General features: G+C 71.5%; 16 protein-coding genes and 3 pseudogenes. 11 read left to right on the top strand and 8 right to left on the bottom strand.

Translation table 11 applies throughout. The features are described 5' to 3' along the window. Positions 1–29: 29 nt before the first annotated feature. Together ACIRC0_RS11385 and ACIRC0_RS11380 are read left to right on the top strand one after the other, a co-directional pair. Positions 30–959: an amino acid ABC transporter permease gene (locus ACIRC0_RS11385; protein WP_403614310.1), complete on the top strand. Its 930-nt coding sequence runs from the start codon at positions 30–32 to the stop codon at positions 957–959. Next, on the top strand, positions 956–1753 hold the full coding sequence (locus ACIRC0_RS11380; protein WP_403614308.1) for an amino acid ABC transporter ATP-binding protein: 798 nt from the start codon (positions 956–958) through the stop codon (positions 1751–1753). Before ACIRC0_RS11385 ends, ACIRC0_RS11380 begins: the two co-directional genes overlap by 4 nt. A 64-nt stretch (positions 1754–1817) precedes the next feature. On the opposite strand, the gene ACIRC0_RS11375 is transcribed toward ACIRC0_RS11380, so the two are convergent. Next, positions 1818–2588 (bottom strand): methyltransferase domain-containing protein, encoded by a 771-nt coding sequence (locus tag ACIRC0_RS11375; protein WP_403614305.1) that lies wholly within the window; start codon positions 2586–2588, stop codon positions 1818–1820. A gap of 101 nt (positions 2589–2689) precedes the next feature. Between ACIRC0_RS11375 and ACIRC0_RS11370 the strand changes: the two genes are divergently transcribed. Continuing rightward, positions 2690–3319, top strand: coding sequence for a CGNR zinc finger domain-containing protein (locus ACIRC0_RS11370; RefSeq protein WP_403614303.1), 630 nt, complete (start codon positions 2690–2692; stop codon positions 3317–3319). Here the strand turns inward: ACIRC0_RS11370 and sodX are convergent. Beyond that, the gene (gene sodX / locus ACIRC0_RS11365; protein ID WP_403614300.1) at positions 3223–3657 is read right to left on the bottom strand and encodes a nickel-type superoxide dismutase maturation protease; all 435 of its coding nucleotides are present in this window, start codon (positions 3655–3657) and stop codon (positions 3223–3225) included. The genes ACIRC0_RS11370 and sodX overlap by 97 nt on opposite strands. Before the next feature lie 146 nt (positions 3658–3803). Between sodX and sodN the strand changes: the two genes are divergently transcribed. The 3 genes and pseudogenes from sodN to ACIRC0_RS11350 form a co-directional block, all read left to right on the top strand. After that, positions 3804–4199 carry a superoxide dismutase, Ni gene (sodN, locus tag ACIRC0_RS11360; protein WP_103839348.1) on the top strand — a complete coding sequence of 132 codons (396 nt, stop codon included), beginning with the start codon at positions 3804–3806 and terminating at the stop codon, positions 4197–4199. Positions 4200–5120: 921 nt separating this feature from the next. Further along, positions 5121–5471: pseudogene (locus ACIRC0_RS11355) on the top strand (ATP-binding cassette domain-containing protein); the annotation flags it as partial. Positions 5472–5563: 92 nt separating this feature from the next. Then, a pseudogene (locus ACIRC0_RS11350) lies at positions 5564–5887 on the top strand (ABC transporter permease); the annotation flags it as partial. Between the two features lie 71 nt (positions 5888–5958). Here ACIRC0_RS11350 and ACIRC0_RS11345 read toward each other — a convergent pair. Continuing rightward, positions 5959–6834: pseudogene (locus ACIRC0_RS11345) on the bottom strand (BTAD domain-containing putative transcriptional regulator); the annotation flags it as partial. Between the two features lie 56 nt (positions 6835–6890). On the opposite strand from ACIRC0_RS11345, the gene ACIRC0_RS11340 reads away from it, so the two are divergent. The 3 genes from ACIRC0_RS11340 (at position 6891) to ACIRC0_RS11330 (ending at position 8594) form a co-directional block, all read left to right on the top strand. Then, the gene (locus ACIRC0_RS11340) at positions 6891–7322 is read left to right on the top strand and encodes a helix-turn-helix transcriptional regulator (RefSeq protein WP_403614298.1); all 432 of its coding nucleotides are present in this window, start codon (positions 6891–6893) and stop codon (positions 7320–7322) included. A gap of 17 nt (positions 7323–7339) precedes the next feature. Continuing rightward, positions 7340–7756 (top strand): VOC family protein, encoded by a 417-nt coding sequence (locus ACIRC0_RS11335; protein WP_263232005.1) that lies wholly within the window; start codon positions 7340–7342, stop codon positions 7754–7756. An 88-nt stretch (positions 7757–7844) separates the two neighbouring features. Further along, a complete protein-coding gene (locus ACIRC0_RS11330) occupies positions 7845–8594 on the top strand; it encodes a VOC family protein (RefSeq protein WP_403614296.1) in 750 nt (249 codons plus the stop codon). Here the strand turns inward: ACIRC0_RS11330 and ACIRC0_RS11325 are convergent. From ACIRC0_RS11325 to ACIRC0_RS11310, 4 genes are all read right to left on the bottom strand, one after another. After that, complete coding sequence (locus ACIRC0_RS11325; RefSeq protein WP_403614293.1) at positions 8591–8788, bottom strand: hypothetical protein; 198 nt, start codon at positions 8786–8788, stop codon at positions 8591–8593. The two genes, ACIRC0_RS11330 and ACIRC0_RS11325, sit on opposite strands and share 4 nt — an antisense overlap. 71 nt (positions 8789–8859) lie before the next feature. Next, positions 8860–9480: a GNAT family N-acetyltransferase gene (locus tag ACIRC0_RS11320; protein WP_403614291.1), complete on the bottom strand. Its 621-nt coding sequence runs from the start codon at positions 9478–9480 to the stop codon at positions 8860–8862. 210 nt (positions 9481–9690) lie between these two features. Then, positions 9691–10815, bottom strand: coding sequence for a family 2 encapsulin nanocompartment cargo protein polyprenyl transferase (locus ACIRC0_RS11315; RefSeq protein ID WP_403614288.1), 1125 nt, complete (start codon positions 10813–10815; stop codon positions 9691–9693). A gap of 154 nt (positions 10816–10969) precedes the next feature. Further along, entirely contained in the window at positions 10970–12376 is a 1407-nt protein-coding gene (locus ACIRC0_RS11310) for a family 2B encapsulin nanocompartment shell protein (RefSeq protein WP_403614285.1), read from the bottom strand. 170 nt (positions 12377–12546) lie between these two features. On the opposite strand from ACIRC0_RS11310, the gene ACIRC0_RS11305 reads away from it, so the two are divergent. Then, positions 12547–13476 carry a 1-aminocyclopropane-1-carboxylate deaminase/D-cysteine desulfhydrase gene (locus tag ACIRC0_RS11305; RefSeq protein ID WP_403614283.1) on the top strand — a complete coding sequence of 310 codons (930 nt, stop codon included), beginning with the start codon at positions 12547–12549 and terminating at the stop codon, positions 13474–13476. Positions 13477–13501: 25 nt separating this feature from the next. Here ACIRC0_RS11305 and ACIRC0_RS11300 read toward each other — a convergent pair whose 3' ends face one another. Continuing rightward, positions 13502–15094, bottom strand: coding sequence for a Na+/H+ antiporter (locus tag ACIRC0_RS11300; RefSeq protein ID WP_403614280.1), 1593 nt, complete (start codon positions 15092–15094; stop codon positions 13502–13504). Positions 15095–15156: 62 nt separating this feature from the next. Between ACIRC0_RS11300 and ACIRC0_RS11295 the strand changes: the two genes are divergently transcribed. Next, on the top strand, positions 15157–15417 hold the full coding sequence (locus ACIRC0_RS11295; protein WP_403614277.1) for a UBP-type zinc finger domain-containing protein: 261 nt from the start codon (positions 15157–15159) through the stop codon (positions 15415–15417). The last annotated feature ends 272 nt before the right edge of the window (positions 15418–15689 follow it).

Genomic DNA, 15689 nt, shown 5'->3' with positions numbered 1-15689 from the left:
GCCTCACGCAACACTGAAGGGCAGTCACCGTGACTGACACTGTCGACAAGACTCCGGCGCCGACGGTGCCGCCGGAGCAGATCAAGGCCATACCGGTGCGCCACTACGGGCGCTGGGTGGCCGGCGTCCTGGTCGTCACCGTCGTGGTCCTGATCGGAATCGCGTTCTCCAACGCGAAGATCAACTACAGCGTGATCCCGGACTACCTCACGGACGGCACCATCCTGTCCGGCGCCTGGCACACGCTGTACATCTCGGTGCTCGCCATGGTGCTCGGCCTGGCCCTGGGCATCGTCCTCGCGGTGATGCGGATGTCGTCGAACCCGGTCACCAGCACGGTGTCCTGGTTCTACATCTGGTTCTTCCGCGGCACTCCGGTCCTGGTCCAGCTGCTCCTCTGGTACAACATCGCACTCGTGTTCCCCATCCTGAACCTGGGGTTCTACAAGGACGAGATGAACCAGGTGATGACCCCGTTCCTGACGGCTCTGCTGGGCCTAGGCCTGAACGAGGCCGCGTACATGGCGGAGATCGTGCGCGCCGGCATCCAGTCGGTGGACGAGGGGCAGACGGAGGCGTCCCACGCGCTGGGCATGACCCAGGGGCAGACGCTGCGGCGTGTGATCCTCCCGCAGGCGATGCGCGTGATCGTGCCGCCGACCGGCAACGAGTTCATCAACATGCTGAAGACCTCGTCGCTGGCCTACGCGGTGCAGTTCAACGAGCTGATCAAGCGGTCCACGGACATCTCCAGCACCTCGCTCGCGGTCGTGGAGATGTACTTCGTGGCGTCGATCTGGTACCTGGTCCTGACCACGATCTTCAGCATCTTCCAGTACTACATCGAACGCCGTTACGCCCGAGGTTCGACGCGCAACCTGCCGCCGACCCCGCTGCAGCGGCTGAAGAGGAACCTCCGTCTGTTCGGTTCGTTCCGCCGCCCGGAGGTGGCCCGATGAGCAGTCTCAGCAAGGACATCGCCAAGAGCGGCGGCGGCCCGATGGTCAAAGCAGAGGGCGTCCACAAGTCCTTCGGGCCGGCGCACATCCTCAAGGGCATCGACCTCGAGGTGAACCCGCGGGAGGTGTTCTGCCTCATCGGCCCCTCCGGCTCGGGCAAGTCCACCTTCCTGCGGTGCATCAACCACCTGGAGAAGATCAGCGCCGGCCGGCTGTACGTCGACGGGGACCTGGTCGGCTACCGGCAGAAGGGCGACAAGCTCTACGAGCTGAAGGAGAAGGAGGTCGCGGCGCAGCGACGGGACATCGGCATGGTGTTCCAGCGCTTCAACCTCTTCCCGCACATGACGGCGCTGGAGAACGTCATGGAGGCGCCGGTCCAGGTCAAGCGCGAGAGCAAAGCCGCCGCCCGGGAGCGGGCGCAGCGGCTCCTGGACCGGGTGGGCCTCGGTGACCGTACCGGCCACTACCCCGCCCAGCTCTCCGGCGGCCAGCAGCAGCGCGTCGCCATCGCCCGCGCGCTGGCGATGGAGCCCAAGCTGATGCTCTTCGACGAGCCGACCTCGGCCCTCGACCCGGAGCTGGTCGGCGAGGTCCTCGACGTCATGCGGGACCTCGCGGAGGACGGCATGACGATGGTCGTCGTCACGCACGAGATGGGCTTCGCCCGGGAGGTCGGCGACTCGCTCGTCTTCATGGACGACGGTGTGGTGGTCGAGGCCGGCCACCCGCGTGAGGTCCTGACCAACCCCCAGCACGAGCGGACGAAGTCCTTCCTGTCGAAGGTCCTCTGACGGGTGGCGGCACAGAGGGCGGTACGGGCTCCCCGTACCGCCCTCGACTCTTCTCTCCCGGGCCCTACTTGAGGGCCAGCAGCAGCGTGTCCGAGGGGGAGCACCACACCGGTCGGGCCTCGGCGAAGCCCTTCTCGCGCAGTACGCGCGCGTGCCAGGCCGCGGAGGGCATGTCGCCGTCGGCGTGGGACCCGTAGATCTCGAAACGGCGGGCGGTGGGCGCGGCGAGGACGGGGTCCTTGGCGGCCAGCGCCCACCACTCGGCCCAGTCGAGGGCGCCGTCGCGCATGGCCTGATCCATGCGGGCGTGCCGCTGGGCGCTTTCGGCCGCGTTGATCCGGGGCGTGGTGTCGTCGATCATGTGGTCGGCGTTCATGAAGACGCCGCCGTGGCGGACGAGTTCCGCGATCCGACCGTAGAGCGCCTCGAGGGGCTCGTCGCGCAGCCAGTGGAGGGCCGTGGCGGTGAGGACGGCGTCGTACGCGTCGTACGGCAGGCGCGCCGGCCAGTCGGGGTCCTTGAGGTCGGCCTCGACGAACGTGACGCGGTCGTCGCCCTCGAACGTGCCGCGCGCGATGGTGAGCAGGGCCGGGTCGAGGTCGACGCCGGTGCTGGTGGCCTTCGGGAAGCGAGCGAGGAGCCGGGCTGTGATGCTGCCGGTGCCGCACGCGAGGTCGAGCACGCGGGGTTCGGTGCCCACGAACGCCTCGACCATGTCGAGCATGATCCGGAAGCGTTCCTCGCGGTCGGGCATGTACCACTCCTGCTGGCGGTCCCAGCTCTCCTGCCACGCCTGCCAGTCGGTGCCCGTGGTGGATCCGGTCGTTGTGTCCATGGGAAGCCCCCTTCTTCGCAGAACTGCGTAATACCCTGGACACAGGGTCATCTGTTACGCATCGCACCCACGACGATAGAGCGCCTTCGTAAGGACTACAAGTGGAACTGGCCTATTACTCGGACTATGCCGTACGTCTCGTGAACAGCGAGGAACCGGCCCGGGGCAAGGACTCGCTGACCTCGGTGGAGGCCGTCCGCGACCTCTTCGGGGGCAACCAGTCGGCGGCCCGCCGCGCCACCGACGCCGACGTGACCCGCTTCCGCTCGGTCCGGGCCCGGCTGCGCTCGGTCTTCGAGGCGGCGGACCGGGGCGACGAGACGCTCGCCGTGGACCTGCTGAACTCCCTGCTCCTCGAATTCCCCGTGAGCCCGCAGATCTCCGGGCACGACCACCGGGACGACGACGGCCGCCCCCTGTGGCACATGCACCTCGCGGACCACCCGTCGAACGCGACCGCGGGCTACACGGCCATCGCCGCGATGGGGCTCGCGTTCCACCTCACCGAGTACGGCGTGGACCGCCTGGGCCTGTGCGAGGCGGCCCCCTGCCGCAACGCCTACCTCGACACCTCGACGAACCGCTCCCGGCGCTACTGCTCGGACCGCTGCGCGACGCGCGCGAACGTGGCCGCCTACCGGGCCCGCAAACGCTTGGAGGCGGACCGGTCGGAGAGCACGGGCCGGGCGGCGGACAGCGCCCAGCGCAGCAGCGCGAAGGCCGAGCGCTGACCGTCCCTGAGCGGGCGGTAACGGAACCACACCTTCCCGAGGACCAGTTCCTCGGGGACGGTGCCGTAGTCGGTGCTGTCCCCACCCGCGTACGGATTGTCGCCGAGCACCCACCAGCCGCCCTCGCGCAGCTCCACGGCACGCTTGACGACCAGCAGGTCCTGCTGGAAGGGGTGGCGCAGCACGATGACGTCACCGGGCCGCACCCGGGCCCCGTACTGCAGGAGCAGCCGGTCCCCGTGCTGGAGCGTGGGCACCATGGACGGCCCTGTGACCTCCGCCACCCCCAGCGGCAGCAACGCCCTCGAGCGCTCGGTCTCCTGTGACAGCTCCGGCATCATCCGGCACCTCCCCGGTCCGTTCCTCCACCAGTCCCAGTCTCACCCTGGACTTTTGGCGTAAGCCCCTGGGGGCACTCGCCAAAACCGGTCCCCCACGGAGTAATGTCCCACCTGAGATGACGATCACGAGGAAGGACAGCTTCATGCTCTCCCGCCTGTTTGCCCCGAAGGTCAAGGTCAGCGCCCACTGCGACCTCCCCTGTGGTGTCTATGACCCGGCCCAGGCCCGCATCGAGGCGGAGTCGGTGAAGGCCATCCAGGAGAAGATGGCCGCCAACGACGACCCGCACTTCCAGGCGCGCGCCACCACCATCAAGGAGCAGCGTGCCGAGCTCGCCAAGCACCACGTGTCGGTGCTGTGGAGCGACTACTTCAAGGCCCCGCACTTCGAGAAGTACCCGGAGCTCCACCAGCTGGTCAACGACACCCTGAAGGCCCTCTCCGCCGCCAAGGGCTCGACGGACCCGGCGACGGGCCAGAAGGCGCTGGACTACATCGCCCAGATCGACAAGATCTTCTGGGAGACCAAGAAGGCCTGATCTTGGATCATGCCCTCTGACCTGCGATTACGTTGGTTGCAGTGTCTCTCTGTCCGCACCCGGTCCGCAGGCCGCCGAGCACGGCGTCCATGACGGTCCGGGTGCGGTCTCTTTTCACCCGGCCACAGATGGGCGTAGATCCGCAGGGTGATGACGGCGGACGCGTGGGCAGTTCCAGTCCGTCTTCCAGCGGCGGCGGTTGAGGGGCGAGGTGCCTCAAGAGGCGCCCTGGCGGCCTCACCGACCGGGACAGCGCGCCGGGACTTGGCGGTCTTCGGCAAACCCGTCCTCCCAGCCACGGCCCGCGCCGAGCCGAACTGCAGGCGAGGGCAAGGACGTTCAGCCACGCCCGCCGCTCGGCGTACGCGGCCACGAGCAGCGGGCCGCAAGGCAGCCGGACCCGCCCTCCGCCACCTGTAGGCCGGCCGGCAGCGGGCCGCCCGGCCAGTCCTGCCGGACTCACCCGACGCGCCCGCGTGCCACCACCATGCCCGCGGCCGCACGAGAGGCCGACCAGTGGAGACCCGTGGCCGACTGACTGCAAGGACCCACCGGGTTGAGGCGTCCCCGGGCTCGGACCGGGGCCGCCTCGGTCCGCACACAGTCGGCTCGTCCCCGTCCGGGAGCAGGAGGGCGATGTCCAGATCACCGTGACGGTCGCCCGTCCCCGAGCCGTCGAGCCACCGCTGAGCACGGCGGCGAGGACACCCGGGCAGCGGCCGTCGATGAGCCGGCGCCTGGTCGAGGGCCGTGACGAGAGCGGGCGGAGGTGCGGGGCCCTGCGGGCGTGGTGGCTCCGTCCTGCGCCCGACGGCCCGTGCGTTTTCCCGGGCGCCCGTCCGACCAGCCGGTTTCACCCCGCCCCCACCCGTGAAACCGCCGTGATACCGCCGTAAAGCCGGCCCCCCGCACGCTCCTCCCATGACCACGACACGACACGCGATCACCGCGAGCGGACTGCGGAAGGCCTACGGCGAACACGTCGTTCTCGACGGGCTCGACCTGGCCGTCGCCGAGGGCACCGTCTACGCGCTGCTCGGGCCCAACGGCGCCGGCAAGACCACCACCGTGCAGATCCTCTCGACGCTGACCGCCGCCGACGGCGGGGAGGTCGGGGTCGGCGGGTACGACCCCGTCGCCGATCCCCGTGCCGTCCGCGCGCAGATCGGCGTCACCGGACAGTTCGCGGCCGTCGACGCCATGCTGACCGGCGAGGAGAACCTCGTCCTCATGGCCGACCTGCACCACCTCGGCAAGCGGGAAGGGCGCCGCCGCACCACGTCTTCGGCAACGCCCTCGGTGCGGGCGTCGGACCCGGGGCCCACGGCCACTACGTCGACTATGTGGCGCCCGGCATCATCCTCATGGCCTGCACCTACGGCTCGGTCTCCGTCGCGGTGTCCGTCTGCTCCGACATGACCGAGGGCATCGTCAACCGCTTCCGCACCCTGTCCATCTCCCGCGCGGCCGTCCTCAACGGCCACGTCCTCGGCGGTGTCATCCAGACCCTGTTCAGCCTCGTCCTCGTGGTCGCCGTGGCCCTGCTCACCGGTTTCCGCCTGCACGCCACACCCGTCGAGTGGCTCGCCGCCGCCGGGCTGCTGACCCTGGTCGTCGTGGCCCTGACCTGGCTGGCGGTCGCGATGGGACTGGGCGCCAAAACGGTGGAGGCGGCCAGCAACGCACCCACGCCGCTGACCTTCCTGCCCTTCCTCGGCAGCGCCATCGTCCCGACCGACTCGATGCCGACGGCGGTGACCGCCACCGGTCCCGGGGGCAGGTCCACGCCGGGGCGGGCGGCGCGGGCCCGCTGCCCGAACAGCTCGACGGTGGTGGTCAGGCTCAACTCCGGCAGCAGGTACACCGATTCGGAGGTCAGCCCGAGGGGGGCGCGGCTGGTGGTGAGGACGCACAGATCGCCGGTGAGGGAGACCAGGGCACGCACGAGGGCGGCCACGCCGCGGACGACCTGCTCGCAGTTGTCGAGGACGAGGAGCGCGGGGCCGGGGCCGAGGGCCGCGGCGATCCCGGTGAGCGGGTCGGGGTGCACGGTCTCGCCGGTGCCGAGGGCGGTGGCGACCTCGCGGGTCACGTCCTCGTCCCGGGTGACGCCGGCGAGCGGCACGAAGTGGACGGCCTTCTGCTGGGCCTCCCGGGCGACCACCTGCGCGAGCCGGGTCTTGCCGAGGCCGCCCGCGCCGACGATCGACACGACCCGCCAGGTGCGCAGCAGTCCGGCCACGGCCGCGATGTCGTCGGCGCGGCCGAGCAACGGGTTCGGCTCGTGCGGGATGCCGCGGCGCACGCTGGGCGTCTCCTCCCGCAGCAGTTCCTGGTGGACGGTGCGCAGGGCGGGGCCAGGGTCGGTGCCGAGGTCGTCGCGCAGGGCGCGGCGGTGGGCGTCGTAGCGGGCGAGCGCGGCGGCCGGGCCGGCGGTCGCGGCCTCGCAGCGCAGCAGCTCGGCGAGGATCTCCTCGTCACGTGGGTGCCCGGCGGCGAGGGCGGTGAGCGGTTCGACGGCCTCCGCGCGGCGGCCCAGGCGCGCCAGCGCCAGCGCGCGGGCGCGCACCAGGGCGGTGTACGTCGTCGCGCGCGCCGCCCGCAGCGCCGAGACCGGGTCGTCGGCCGGTACCTCCCAGTGGGCGGGTCCGGCCGGGGTCCGCTGTCAGTGGCCCGTGCGATGCTGACGGCGTGGATGTGGAGGACCTGGTCCGGCTGCGGCGGGCGCGCGACCGGATGGACCGTGAGTACGCCGAGCCGCTGGACATACCGGCGCTGGCGCGCACCGCGCTGATGTCGCCGGGGCACTTCCAGCGCAGCTTCCGCGAGGCCTACGGGGAGACGCCGTACAGCTACCTCATGACCCGCCGTATCGAGCGGGCCAAGGCGCTGCTGCGACGCGGGGACCTGACGGTGACGGAGGTCTGCATCGCCGTGGGCTGCACCTCGCTGGGGTCCTTCAGCTCACGGTTCACGGAACTGGTCGGCGAGACCCCGAGCGCCTACCGGGCGCGGTCGCACGAGCAGGGGGCGGCGATACCGCCGTGCGTGGCGAAGGGACTGACGCGCCCCCGCCGGGGGCGGCCGGGCGACACGCGGACAGATCCCCGTGAGCAGCTGTAGCGCTCTAGCCTGGCCTCATGGACGTGAAACTCTCCCAGTGCTTCATCGCCGTCGACGACCACGACAAGGCGCTCGCCTTCTACCGGGACGTCCTCGGCCTGGAGGTGCGCAACGACGTCGGTTTCGAGGGCATGCGCTGGGTGACGGTCGGCTCCCCGCTCCAGCCGGACGTGGAGATCGTCCTGGAGCCCCCGGCGGCCAACCCGGACGCCTCCCCCGCCGACCGCCGTGCGATGGCGGAGCTGCTCGCCAAGGGTCTCCTGCGCGGTGTCATCTTCTCCACCGATGACTGCGACGCCCTCTTCGCCCGCGTCCAGGCGTCCGGCGCGGAGGTCCTCCAGGAGCCCATGGACCAGCCGTACGGCGTGCGGGACTGCGCCTTCCGCGACCCGGCGGGCAACCTGCTGCGCTTCAACGAGCGCCGCGGCGCCTGACCCACGGGAAACGCGTTTGCGCGACCGGACGGCGAGGGGAGACGGTACGAGCCCGTGAACCGTCTGCCAGGGAGAGCGCGTGCCCCTCATGAGCGAACCGATCCGCTGGACGTACGTCTTCGTCGACCGGCCCGCCGAGGAGTTCGGCCGGGCTTGCGACTTCTGGACCGCCGTCACCGGCACCAAGCCCTCCGAACCGCGGGGCGACGACGGTGAGTTCGTCACGCTGGTACCGGAGGCGGGCGACGCCTGTGTGAAGGCCCAGGCGGTGCGCGCGGGCGGCGGCGCCCATCTCGATCTCGCCGTCGAGAACGTGCCCGCGCTCGTCGCGGCGGCGCGAGGGCTGGGCGCGGACCTCGTCTCCGACCATCCCGGCTGGGCGGTCCTCCGCTCACCCGGCGGCGTGCTGTTCTGCGCGGTGCCCTGGCACGGCGAGTCGGCGCGACCGCCGGCCGTCGAGGGCCCCGGCGGCTCGGCGACGCGCCTCGACCAGGTGTGCCTCGACCTCGCCCCGGCCGTGTTCGACGCCGAGGCCGCCTTCTGGACCGAGCTCACCGGCTGGGAGTCCTCCCCCGGCTCGCTCCCGGAGTTCCACGTGGTCAGGCCGCCCGCCGGCCTCCCCGTCCGTATCCTGCTGCAACGCCTTGGCACCGACCGCCCCGCCTCGGCCCACCTGGACCTCGCGTGCGCGGACATCCAGGCGACCCGGGCCTGGCACGAGCGCCTCGGCGCCACACACGTCTCCGACGGCACCCACTGGACCGTGATGAGCGACCCGGCGGGCGGCACCTACTGCCTGACGGGCCGCGACCCCTGGACGGGCGGCCTGCCGGGCTAGCGGTCTCTCCTGGTGCGTTCGCCGTGCCGTTTCGGCTGCGTCTCCCCGGGTTCCCGCACGTACGCCGGGCATTGCGGATTCCGGCAGGGGCCGGGGCGCCATACGGGGACGACGGCGCCCAGCGTCTTGTGGCGGCGTACGACGGTGGCGACGGGCTGCCCGCAGGACGGGCAGAGGGTGTCCTGGCTGCCCATGCCTCCAGCCTAGGCCGGGTCGGGGGGCCTGCGCCCGTCCGCCGACCGCGTCGCCAGGTTCAGCGGTTTTTTCAGCGCGGCTCGCGCCACATCGGCCACATCCGCGGGCCGTCCGGGAGGTCCAGGGTGCGTCCGGTGAAGGCGAAGCCGAGGCGTTCGTACAGCCGGGTGCTGCGGGCGCTGCTCGCCTCCAGATAGGCGGGCCGGCCCTCACTGTCGCAGCGGTCGAGGACGTGCTGGATGAGCGCGGTGCCCAAGCCCCGGCCCTGGTGTCCGGGGGCCACGCCGATCATCCACAGGTACTCGTGGGCGCGGTCCGCGGGGTGCGCCTCGGCCATCAGCCGGGCGATCCGCTCCACGCGCTCGTTCTCCGGGTCGACGGCCTCGCGCAGCCGCATCCCGTCGTCCCCCTCCTCGGCCTCCGCCCTGTCCTTGCCCACGTCCGCCGAGTGGTCGCCCGCGGGTATGGACAGCCACAGCGCGCACGCCGTGCCGTCCTCGGTCACGTCGATGCGCCCGTCGGCGAGCACGATGTCGGTGAACGCGGCCATCAGCCGGTGGTGCGTCCTGCGGCGGTGCTCCTCGTCAGGGAACACCCAGCTGCTGACCGGGTCGTTCCGGAACGCGTCGTCCAGCAGCCGGACGACCAGCTCCCGGTCGCCTCGGTCAGCCGCCCGAATGGCCACGCCCATCAGCCCACCCCTTCACGTCAACTCCCCTTGCGTGTACGGCGGTTGCAGCCTAACCGGAACTCGATCGGCCGGGGCGACGCGGGTGGGAAGGGGCGGTCCCCCGCACATCCTGGGGAGGTGCGGAGGGCCGCCCCGGGCCGGAGTCCCCGGGACCGCGCGGGGTCAGGAGCCGCGCGGGCCCGGGTCTCCGGGGTCCAGCGGCGGTGCCGGTCAGGTGCTGCGCCGGGTGACGAACTCGGCCAGCGCCAGCAGACCACCCGCCGCCTCCGGGTCGGGAACCGCGCGGGAAAGCTCCTGCATCGCCCGGCCCATCCGGTCGGCCGCCTGTGACTGCGCCCAGTCACGACCGCCCGCCCGCTCGACGGCGAGCACGGTGCGCTCCAATTCCCCCTCCTGATACGGCCCCTCGTACAGCTCCGCGAGATCGGCCGCCGCCGGTGTACCGGAGGCGAGCGCGGCGACCACGGGCAGCGACTTCTTGCGGGCCATGAGATCCGCGCCGGCCGGCTTGCCGGTGCGGCTGGGGTCACCCCAGATGCCGATCACGTCGTCGATGAGCTGGAAGGCGAGCCCCGCCTCACGGCCGAACGCGTCCAGCGCCTCCACGTCCGCCGCGTCCGCTCCCGCGTACAGCGCGCCCAGCGCGCAGGCGCAGCCGAGCAGGGCGCCCGTCTTCGCCTCGGCCATGGCGAGCACCTCGGCGAGGGTGACCTCGTGGGGGCCGCGCCGCTCCATGGCCGTGTCCGCGTGCTGCCCGGCGCACAGCTCGACGACGCAGGCCGCGAGGCGGGCGGCGGCCGCGGCCGAAGCCGGGTGCGGGTCCTCGGCGAGCAGCCGCAGGGCCAGCGCCTGCAGGGCGTCTCCCGCGAGGATCGCGTCGGCGTCACCGAACACGGTCCAGGCGGTGGGGCGGTGCCTGCGGGTGGTGTCCCGGTCCATCACATCGTCGTGGAGCAGCGTGAAGTTGTGGACGAGTTCCACCGCGGCGGCGGCCCCTACGGCGGCCGACTCCTTCCCGCCCAGCGCCCGGACGGCGGTCAGCACGAGCGCGGGTCGTATCGCCTTGCCCGCCTCGCCGGTCGCCGGGGTGCCGTCCGCGTGCTCCCAGCCGAAGTGGTAGCGCGCGATCCGGCGCATCGAGCCGGGCAGCGAGTCGACGGCCCGGCGCAGCTCGGGGTCGACCGTGGCGCGGGCACGCTCCAGGATCGCCGCGGCCTCGTGTCCGTCGGGCGGCGCCGGCCGGCCAGGGAGCGGGTCACGCCGCCTCGGGATACCGGCCGGGCCGCGCCGCGCGAGGGCCGGGCCCCGCTTCGGCTCCGTCATGAACTCACTCATGGAACCGCCTCGTAGAGTCTGCGGACGGTGACGCTTCCGCTGCCGCTGGGCACATTCCCGGAGGATCTACCCACGGTGACGGGCGGAACACCGAGTGCCGCTTCTGGGCCGCGATCGAACGCGCCCCCGTGGACGGACGAGCCGGGGAAGAGCATCACCTCCAGCGACCGATCTCGACGTTCTCCAGGACCCCCAGCGCGTCCGGGACCAGGACGGCGGCCGAGTAGTACGCCGTCACCAGATAGCTGATGATCGCCTGCTCGTTGATGCCCATGAACCGCACCGACAGGCTCGGTTCGATCTCGTCGGGGATACCGGACTGGCGCAGTCCGACGACGCCTTGGTCCTCCTCGCCGGTACGCATGGCGATGATCGAGGTCGTACGGGCCTCGGTGACCGGGATCTTGTTGCACGGGTAGATCGGCACCCCGCGCCAGGTGGGGATGCGGTTGCCTCCGATGTCGATGGTCTCCGGGACGAGTCCGCGCTTGTTGAGTTCGCGGCCGAACGCGGAGATCGCACGTGGATGGGCGAGGAACAGCTTGGTACCGCGCCGCCTGCTGAGCAGCTCGTCCATGTCGTCGGGGCTCGGCACGCCGTCGTGCGGCTGCAGCCGCTGGTCGTACTCGCAGTTGCTGAGGAGCCCGAAGTCGGGGTTGTTGATCAGCTCGTGCTCCTGGCGCTCCTTGAGGGCCTCGACCGTCAGCCGGAGCTGGTGCTCGGTCTGGTTCATCGGCTGGTTGTAGAGGTCGGCCACGCGCGTATGGATGCGCAGGACGGTCTGGGCGATGCTCAGCTCGTACTCGCGGGGCGAGGCCTCGTAGTCGACGAAGGTGTGCGGGATCTCCGGCTCACCGGTGTGGCCGGCGGCGAGGTCGATCGCCTTCTCGCCGTACTTGTTGGTGCGCTGGGCGGGGATCGAGCGCTGCCGGTGAAGGTGGTCGCGCAGCGACTGGGCCCGCTCCGCGATCTGGTCGACGTCCCGGCGGGGCAGGGCGAGCACCGTACAGGTGGTGACCGCGCGGGCCGTGTACTCCCAGATGGCGTCCGGGTCGAGCAGCGCCTGGTCGCCGAAGTAGGCGCCGTCGGCGAGGACGCCGAGCACCGCGTCGTCCCCGTAGGGGCCCGTGCCGATCTTCTCCACCTTGCCGTGCGCGAGCAGGAACACCTCGTCGGCCTGACTGCCGAACTCGGCGAGCACGTCCCCCGGTGCGAACCTGCGCTGCTGGCAGCGCTGGGCGAGTTCGCCGAGCACGTCCAGGTCGTCGTACGCGCGCAGGGCGGGCAGCTCGCCCAGCTCCGCGGGGATGACCGCGACCTGGTCACCGGTCTTCACGAAGGTCACACGGCCGTCGCCCACCGCGTAGGTCAGGCGGCGGTTGACCCGGTACGTGCCACCCTGCACGTTCACCCACGGCAGGGTGCGCAGCAGCCACCGTGAGCTGATCTCCTGCATCTGGGGTGCGGACTTGGTGGTGGTGGCCAGGTTCCGCGCCGCCGCGGTGCCGAGGCTCTGCTGCGGCCTGTTCTCCTCGGCGCGGACCTCTTCGCCTACCGACATTGGTAACGCCCCTCCCGGTCATGCATCCGATCTGCGAGGACAAGCCTTCCATCACGCAGCGTGGTCGCACCATTACACGAAAGAGCGGGAATGGATCATCGCTGCGCTGGGCACTTGAGCGCGCGTTCCCGAGCACGCTCGGCCGGTCGCCGGTGTTCGACAATGTCGGGGTGACCAGCCCTGACGCGCGAGACGATCGCGACACGCCCGACCCGGCGACCGCGCTGCGCCCGCGCCTGCCGTCGCCGCTGCGGGAGGTCGTGGACGAGCGGTTCGCGCGGTACGGCGTGCGGCTGCTGCTCAAGCGCGACGACCTGATCCACCCGGACCTGGTCGGCAACAAGTGGCGCAAGCTCGCCCCCAACCTGCGGGCCGCGGCAGGCCGCCCCCTGCTCACCTTCGGCGGCGCGTACTCCAACCATCTGCGGGCCACGGCCGCGGCGGGCCGGCTGCTGGGGCTGGAGACGATCGGAGTGGTGCGCGGCGAGGAACTCGCCGACCGCCCGCTCAACCCCTCGCTGGCCCGGTGCAGGGCCGACGGCATGCGACTGCACTTCGTCGACAGATCGACATATCGCTACAAGGCGGAGCCGGAGACACTGACCGGCATCCTGCGGGCGGCGGACGCCGAGGAGGCGTACGTGGTTCCGGAGGGTGGGAGCAACTCCCTCGCCGTGCACGGCTGCCGCGCGCTCGGTGAGGAGCTGCGCGGCCGGGCGGACGTGGTCGCCGTGGCCTGCGGCACCGGCGGCACGCTGGCGGGCCTCGCGGCCGGCCTGGCCCCCGGCCAGCGAGCCCTCGGCATCCCCGTCCTGAAGGGCGGCTTCCTGACCGCCGAGGTGACCGCCCTGCAGAACCGCGCCTTCGGCGCCCGCCGCGGCACCTGGTCCCTCGACGACCGCTTCCACTTCGGCGGGTACGCCCGCACCACCCCCGAACTGGAGGCGTTCGCGACCGGCTTCGCCTCCCGCCACGGCCTGCCGGTGGAACGCCTCTATGTCGCCAAGCTGCTGTACGGACTGGTCACGCTGACCCGGGAGGGGGCGTTCCCGAGGGGGACGACGGTGGCGGCGGTGATCACGGGTCGCCCCTTCCCCTAGGGCAGCCCTCGCCCCGGCCGTGGGCTCATGTCGCCTCCCGGTACGCCGCAGCCTCCTCCAGGTCCAGGCGACGCAGCAGGGTGCGGAGCATCTCGTCGTCGATGTAGCGGTGGTTGCGGAGTTTGACGAAGACCTCCCGCTCGGCGCCGATCATCTCGCGGGACAGCCGCCGGTAGGTGTCGTCGACCGTTTCGCCGGTCACCGGGTTCACCGAGCCCAGCCGCTCCCAGACAGCGTTACGGCGGCGCTCCAGGACGGTGCGGAGCCGGTCGGCCAGTGGCGGCGGCAGTGCGTTGCGCTCGTCCTCCAGGAGTTCCTCGAGGCGCTGCTCGGCGGCCCGGGACGCCTGTGCCTGCGCGTTCGCCTCCGCGAGCGTCTCCGCCTGGAGGTCGCGCCTCGGCAGGCGCAGCAGCCGGATGATCGGCGGCAGGCTCAGCCCCTGCACCACCAGCGTGCCGATCACCGTCGTGAAGGTCAGGAAGAGGACCAGGTTGCGGTCGGGGAACGGGCCGCCGCCGTGCACGGTTCGCGGGATCGAGAAGGCGATCGCGAGTGACACGACCCCCCTCATCCCCGCCCAGCCGATGATCAACGGCCCCTTCCACGTCGGGTTCTCCTCGCGCTCCCGGATGTGCCCGAAGAGGGCACGCGGCAGGAAGGTCGGGTACACCCAGACGAACCGGGACACGACGACCACCAGGAACACAGCCACCGCGTACCAGGCCGCGCGCGGGCCCTCGTACGGACCGAGCCCCCTGAGGACGACCGGCAGCTGCAGTCCGATGAGCGCGAACACCGCCGACTCCAGCACGAACGCGACCATCTTCCACACCGCCTCCTCCTGGAGCCGGGTCGCGAAGTCGACCTGATAGTTGTGGTAGCCGAGGTAGAGGGCGACGACGACCACGGCGAGAACACCGGAGGCGTGCGCCCATTCCGCGGCGCCGTAGGCGACGAACGGGATCAACAAGGAGAGCGTGTTCTGCAGCAGCGCCTCCTTCAGGTGGGTGCGCAGCCAGTGGAGCGGCATCATCAGCAGCAGACCGATCACCACACCGCCGACCGCCGCGAGCAGGAACTCCCGCACCCCGCCCGACCAGGTCGCGCCTTCGCCGACCGCCGCGGCCAGCGCCACCTTGTACGCGGTGATCGCGGTCGCGTCGTTCACCAGCGACTCCCCCTGCAGGATCGTGGTGATCCGCGAGGGCAGGCCCACCCGCCGGGCGACCGCCGTCGCCGCGACCGCGTCCGGCGGCGCGACCACCGCACCCAGGACCAGCGCCGCAGTCAGCGGCAGGCCCGGCACGATCAGGTATGCCGCCCAGCCGACGGCGAGCGTCGCGAAGAGCACGTATCCGACGGACAGCAGGGCGACCGGCCGCATCTGCGCCCTCAGGTCCAGGTAGGAGCTGTCGGTGGTCGCCGTGTACAGCAACGGGGGCAGCACCAGCGGCAGGACGATCTCGGGGTCGAGGGTGTACTCGGGCACCCCGGGCAGGTACGAGACCGCGAGGCCCACGGCGACCAGCAGCAGCGGCGCCGGCACCGGGGTCCGGCGCGCCGCCCCGGCGACGGCCGCGCTGCCGGCGACCAGCAACAGCAGTGGCAACACGTTCATCGTCTTCCGCCCGCCCTCTTTTTCCGCGCCGCTTCCCGCGGACCCGTCGTAATCTGGCCATCATGAAACAGTGCACGCACGGCGACGCGCTGCCGGAACCCGAGCCCAAGCCCCAGAGCGAGACCTGCCTGGAGTGCCTCGCCGCCGGTACGCACCCGGTGCAACTGCGTCTGTGCCTGGAGTGCGGACACGTCGGCTGCTGCGACTCCTCACCCCTTCGGCACGCCACGGCGCACCACGAGGCCAGCGGCCACCCGGTGATGCGCACTTTCGAACCGGGTGAGAACTGGCGCTGGTGCTTCGTCGACCATGTGCTCGTGTGACCCCGGACCGGCGCCCGTGTGACCCTAGACCCGGACGGTTCACCGGTCCGACGTCCGGGTACGTCAAACCGGCGCACGCTCTTCCCGATTGGTTCCGCCAGACCCCTAGCCACTGTGCGTATACATGGGTTTACTATGAGTGACAGCAAGGGGTCGGGGTCCCGGGGACAGGTACGTTGAGAGCGCGATAGCGTCACCGCTGAACCACGAGGGGCGTTACCCCGGGGGGCGGCCCTCGGCCCCCGAAACAGCTTGTACCACCTTGGAGGTGA

This window comes from Streptomyces sp. NPDC093984 (assembly GCF_044764595.1).
Lineage (GTDB): Bacteria > Actinomycetota > Actinomycetes > Streptomycetales > Streptomycetaceae > Streptomyces > Streptomyces cynarae.
Note: the sequence above shows the minus strand (reverse complement) of the source record. Positions and strands in the feature narration are given on the sequence as shown.

Excerpts from the sequence above, each read along its gene's own strand:
- ACIRC0_RS11335 (WP_263232005.1), top strand. The coding sequence starts at position 7,340 with ATGGACGTGAAACTCTCCCAGTGCTTCATCGCCGTCGACGACCACGAC.
- sodX (WP_403614300.1), bottom strand. The coding sequence starts at position 3,657 with ATGCCGGAGCTGTCACAGGAGACCGAGCGCTCGAGGGCGTTGCTGCCG.
- ACIRC0_RS11320 (WP_403614291.1), bottom strand. The coding sequence starts at position 9,480 with ATGGGCGTGGCCATTCGGGCGGCTGACCGAGGCGACCGGGAGCTGGTC.
- ACIRC0_RS11295 (WP_403614277.1), top strand. The coding sequence starts at position 15,157 with ATGAAACAGTGCACGCACGGCGACGCGCTGCCGGAACCCGAGCCCAAG.
- ACIRC0_RS11325 (WP_403614293.1), bottom strand. The coding sequence starts at position 8,788 with ATGGGCAGCCAGGACACCCTCTGCCCGTCCTGCGGGCAGCCCGTCGCC.
- ACIRC0_RS11315 (WP_403614288.1), bottom strand. The coding sequence starts at position 10,815 with ATGAGTGAGTTCATGACGGAGCCGAAGCGGGGCCCGGCCCTCGCGCGG.
- ACIRC0_RS11330 (WP_403614296.1), top strand. The coding sequence starts at position 7,845 with ATGAGCGAACCGATCCGCTGGACGTACGTCTTCGTCGACCGGCCCGCC.
- ACIRC0_RS11380 (WP_403614308.1), top strand. The coding sequence starts at position 956 with ATGAGCAGTCTCAGCAAGGACATCGCCAAGAGCGGCGGCGGCCCGATG.
- sodN (WP_103839348.1), top strand. The coding sequence starts at position 3,804 with ATGCTCTCCCGCCTGTTTGCCCCGAAGGTCAAGGTCAGCGCCCACTGC.
- ACIRC0_RS11310 (WP_403614285.1), bottom strand. The coding sequence starts at position 12,376 with ATGTCGGTAGGCGAAGAGGTCCGCGCCGAGGAGAACAGGCCGCAGCAG.
- ACIRC0_RS11375 (WP_403614305.1), bottom strand. The coding sequence starts at position 2,588 with ATGGACACAACGACCGGATCCACCACGGGCACCGACTGGCAGGCGTGG.
- ACIRC0_RS11300 (WP_403614280.1), bottom strand. The coding sequence starts at position 15,094 with ATGAACGTGTTGCCACTGCTGTTGCTGGTCGCCGGCAGCGCGGCCGTC.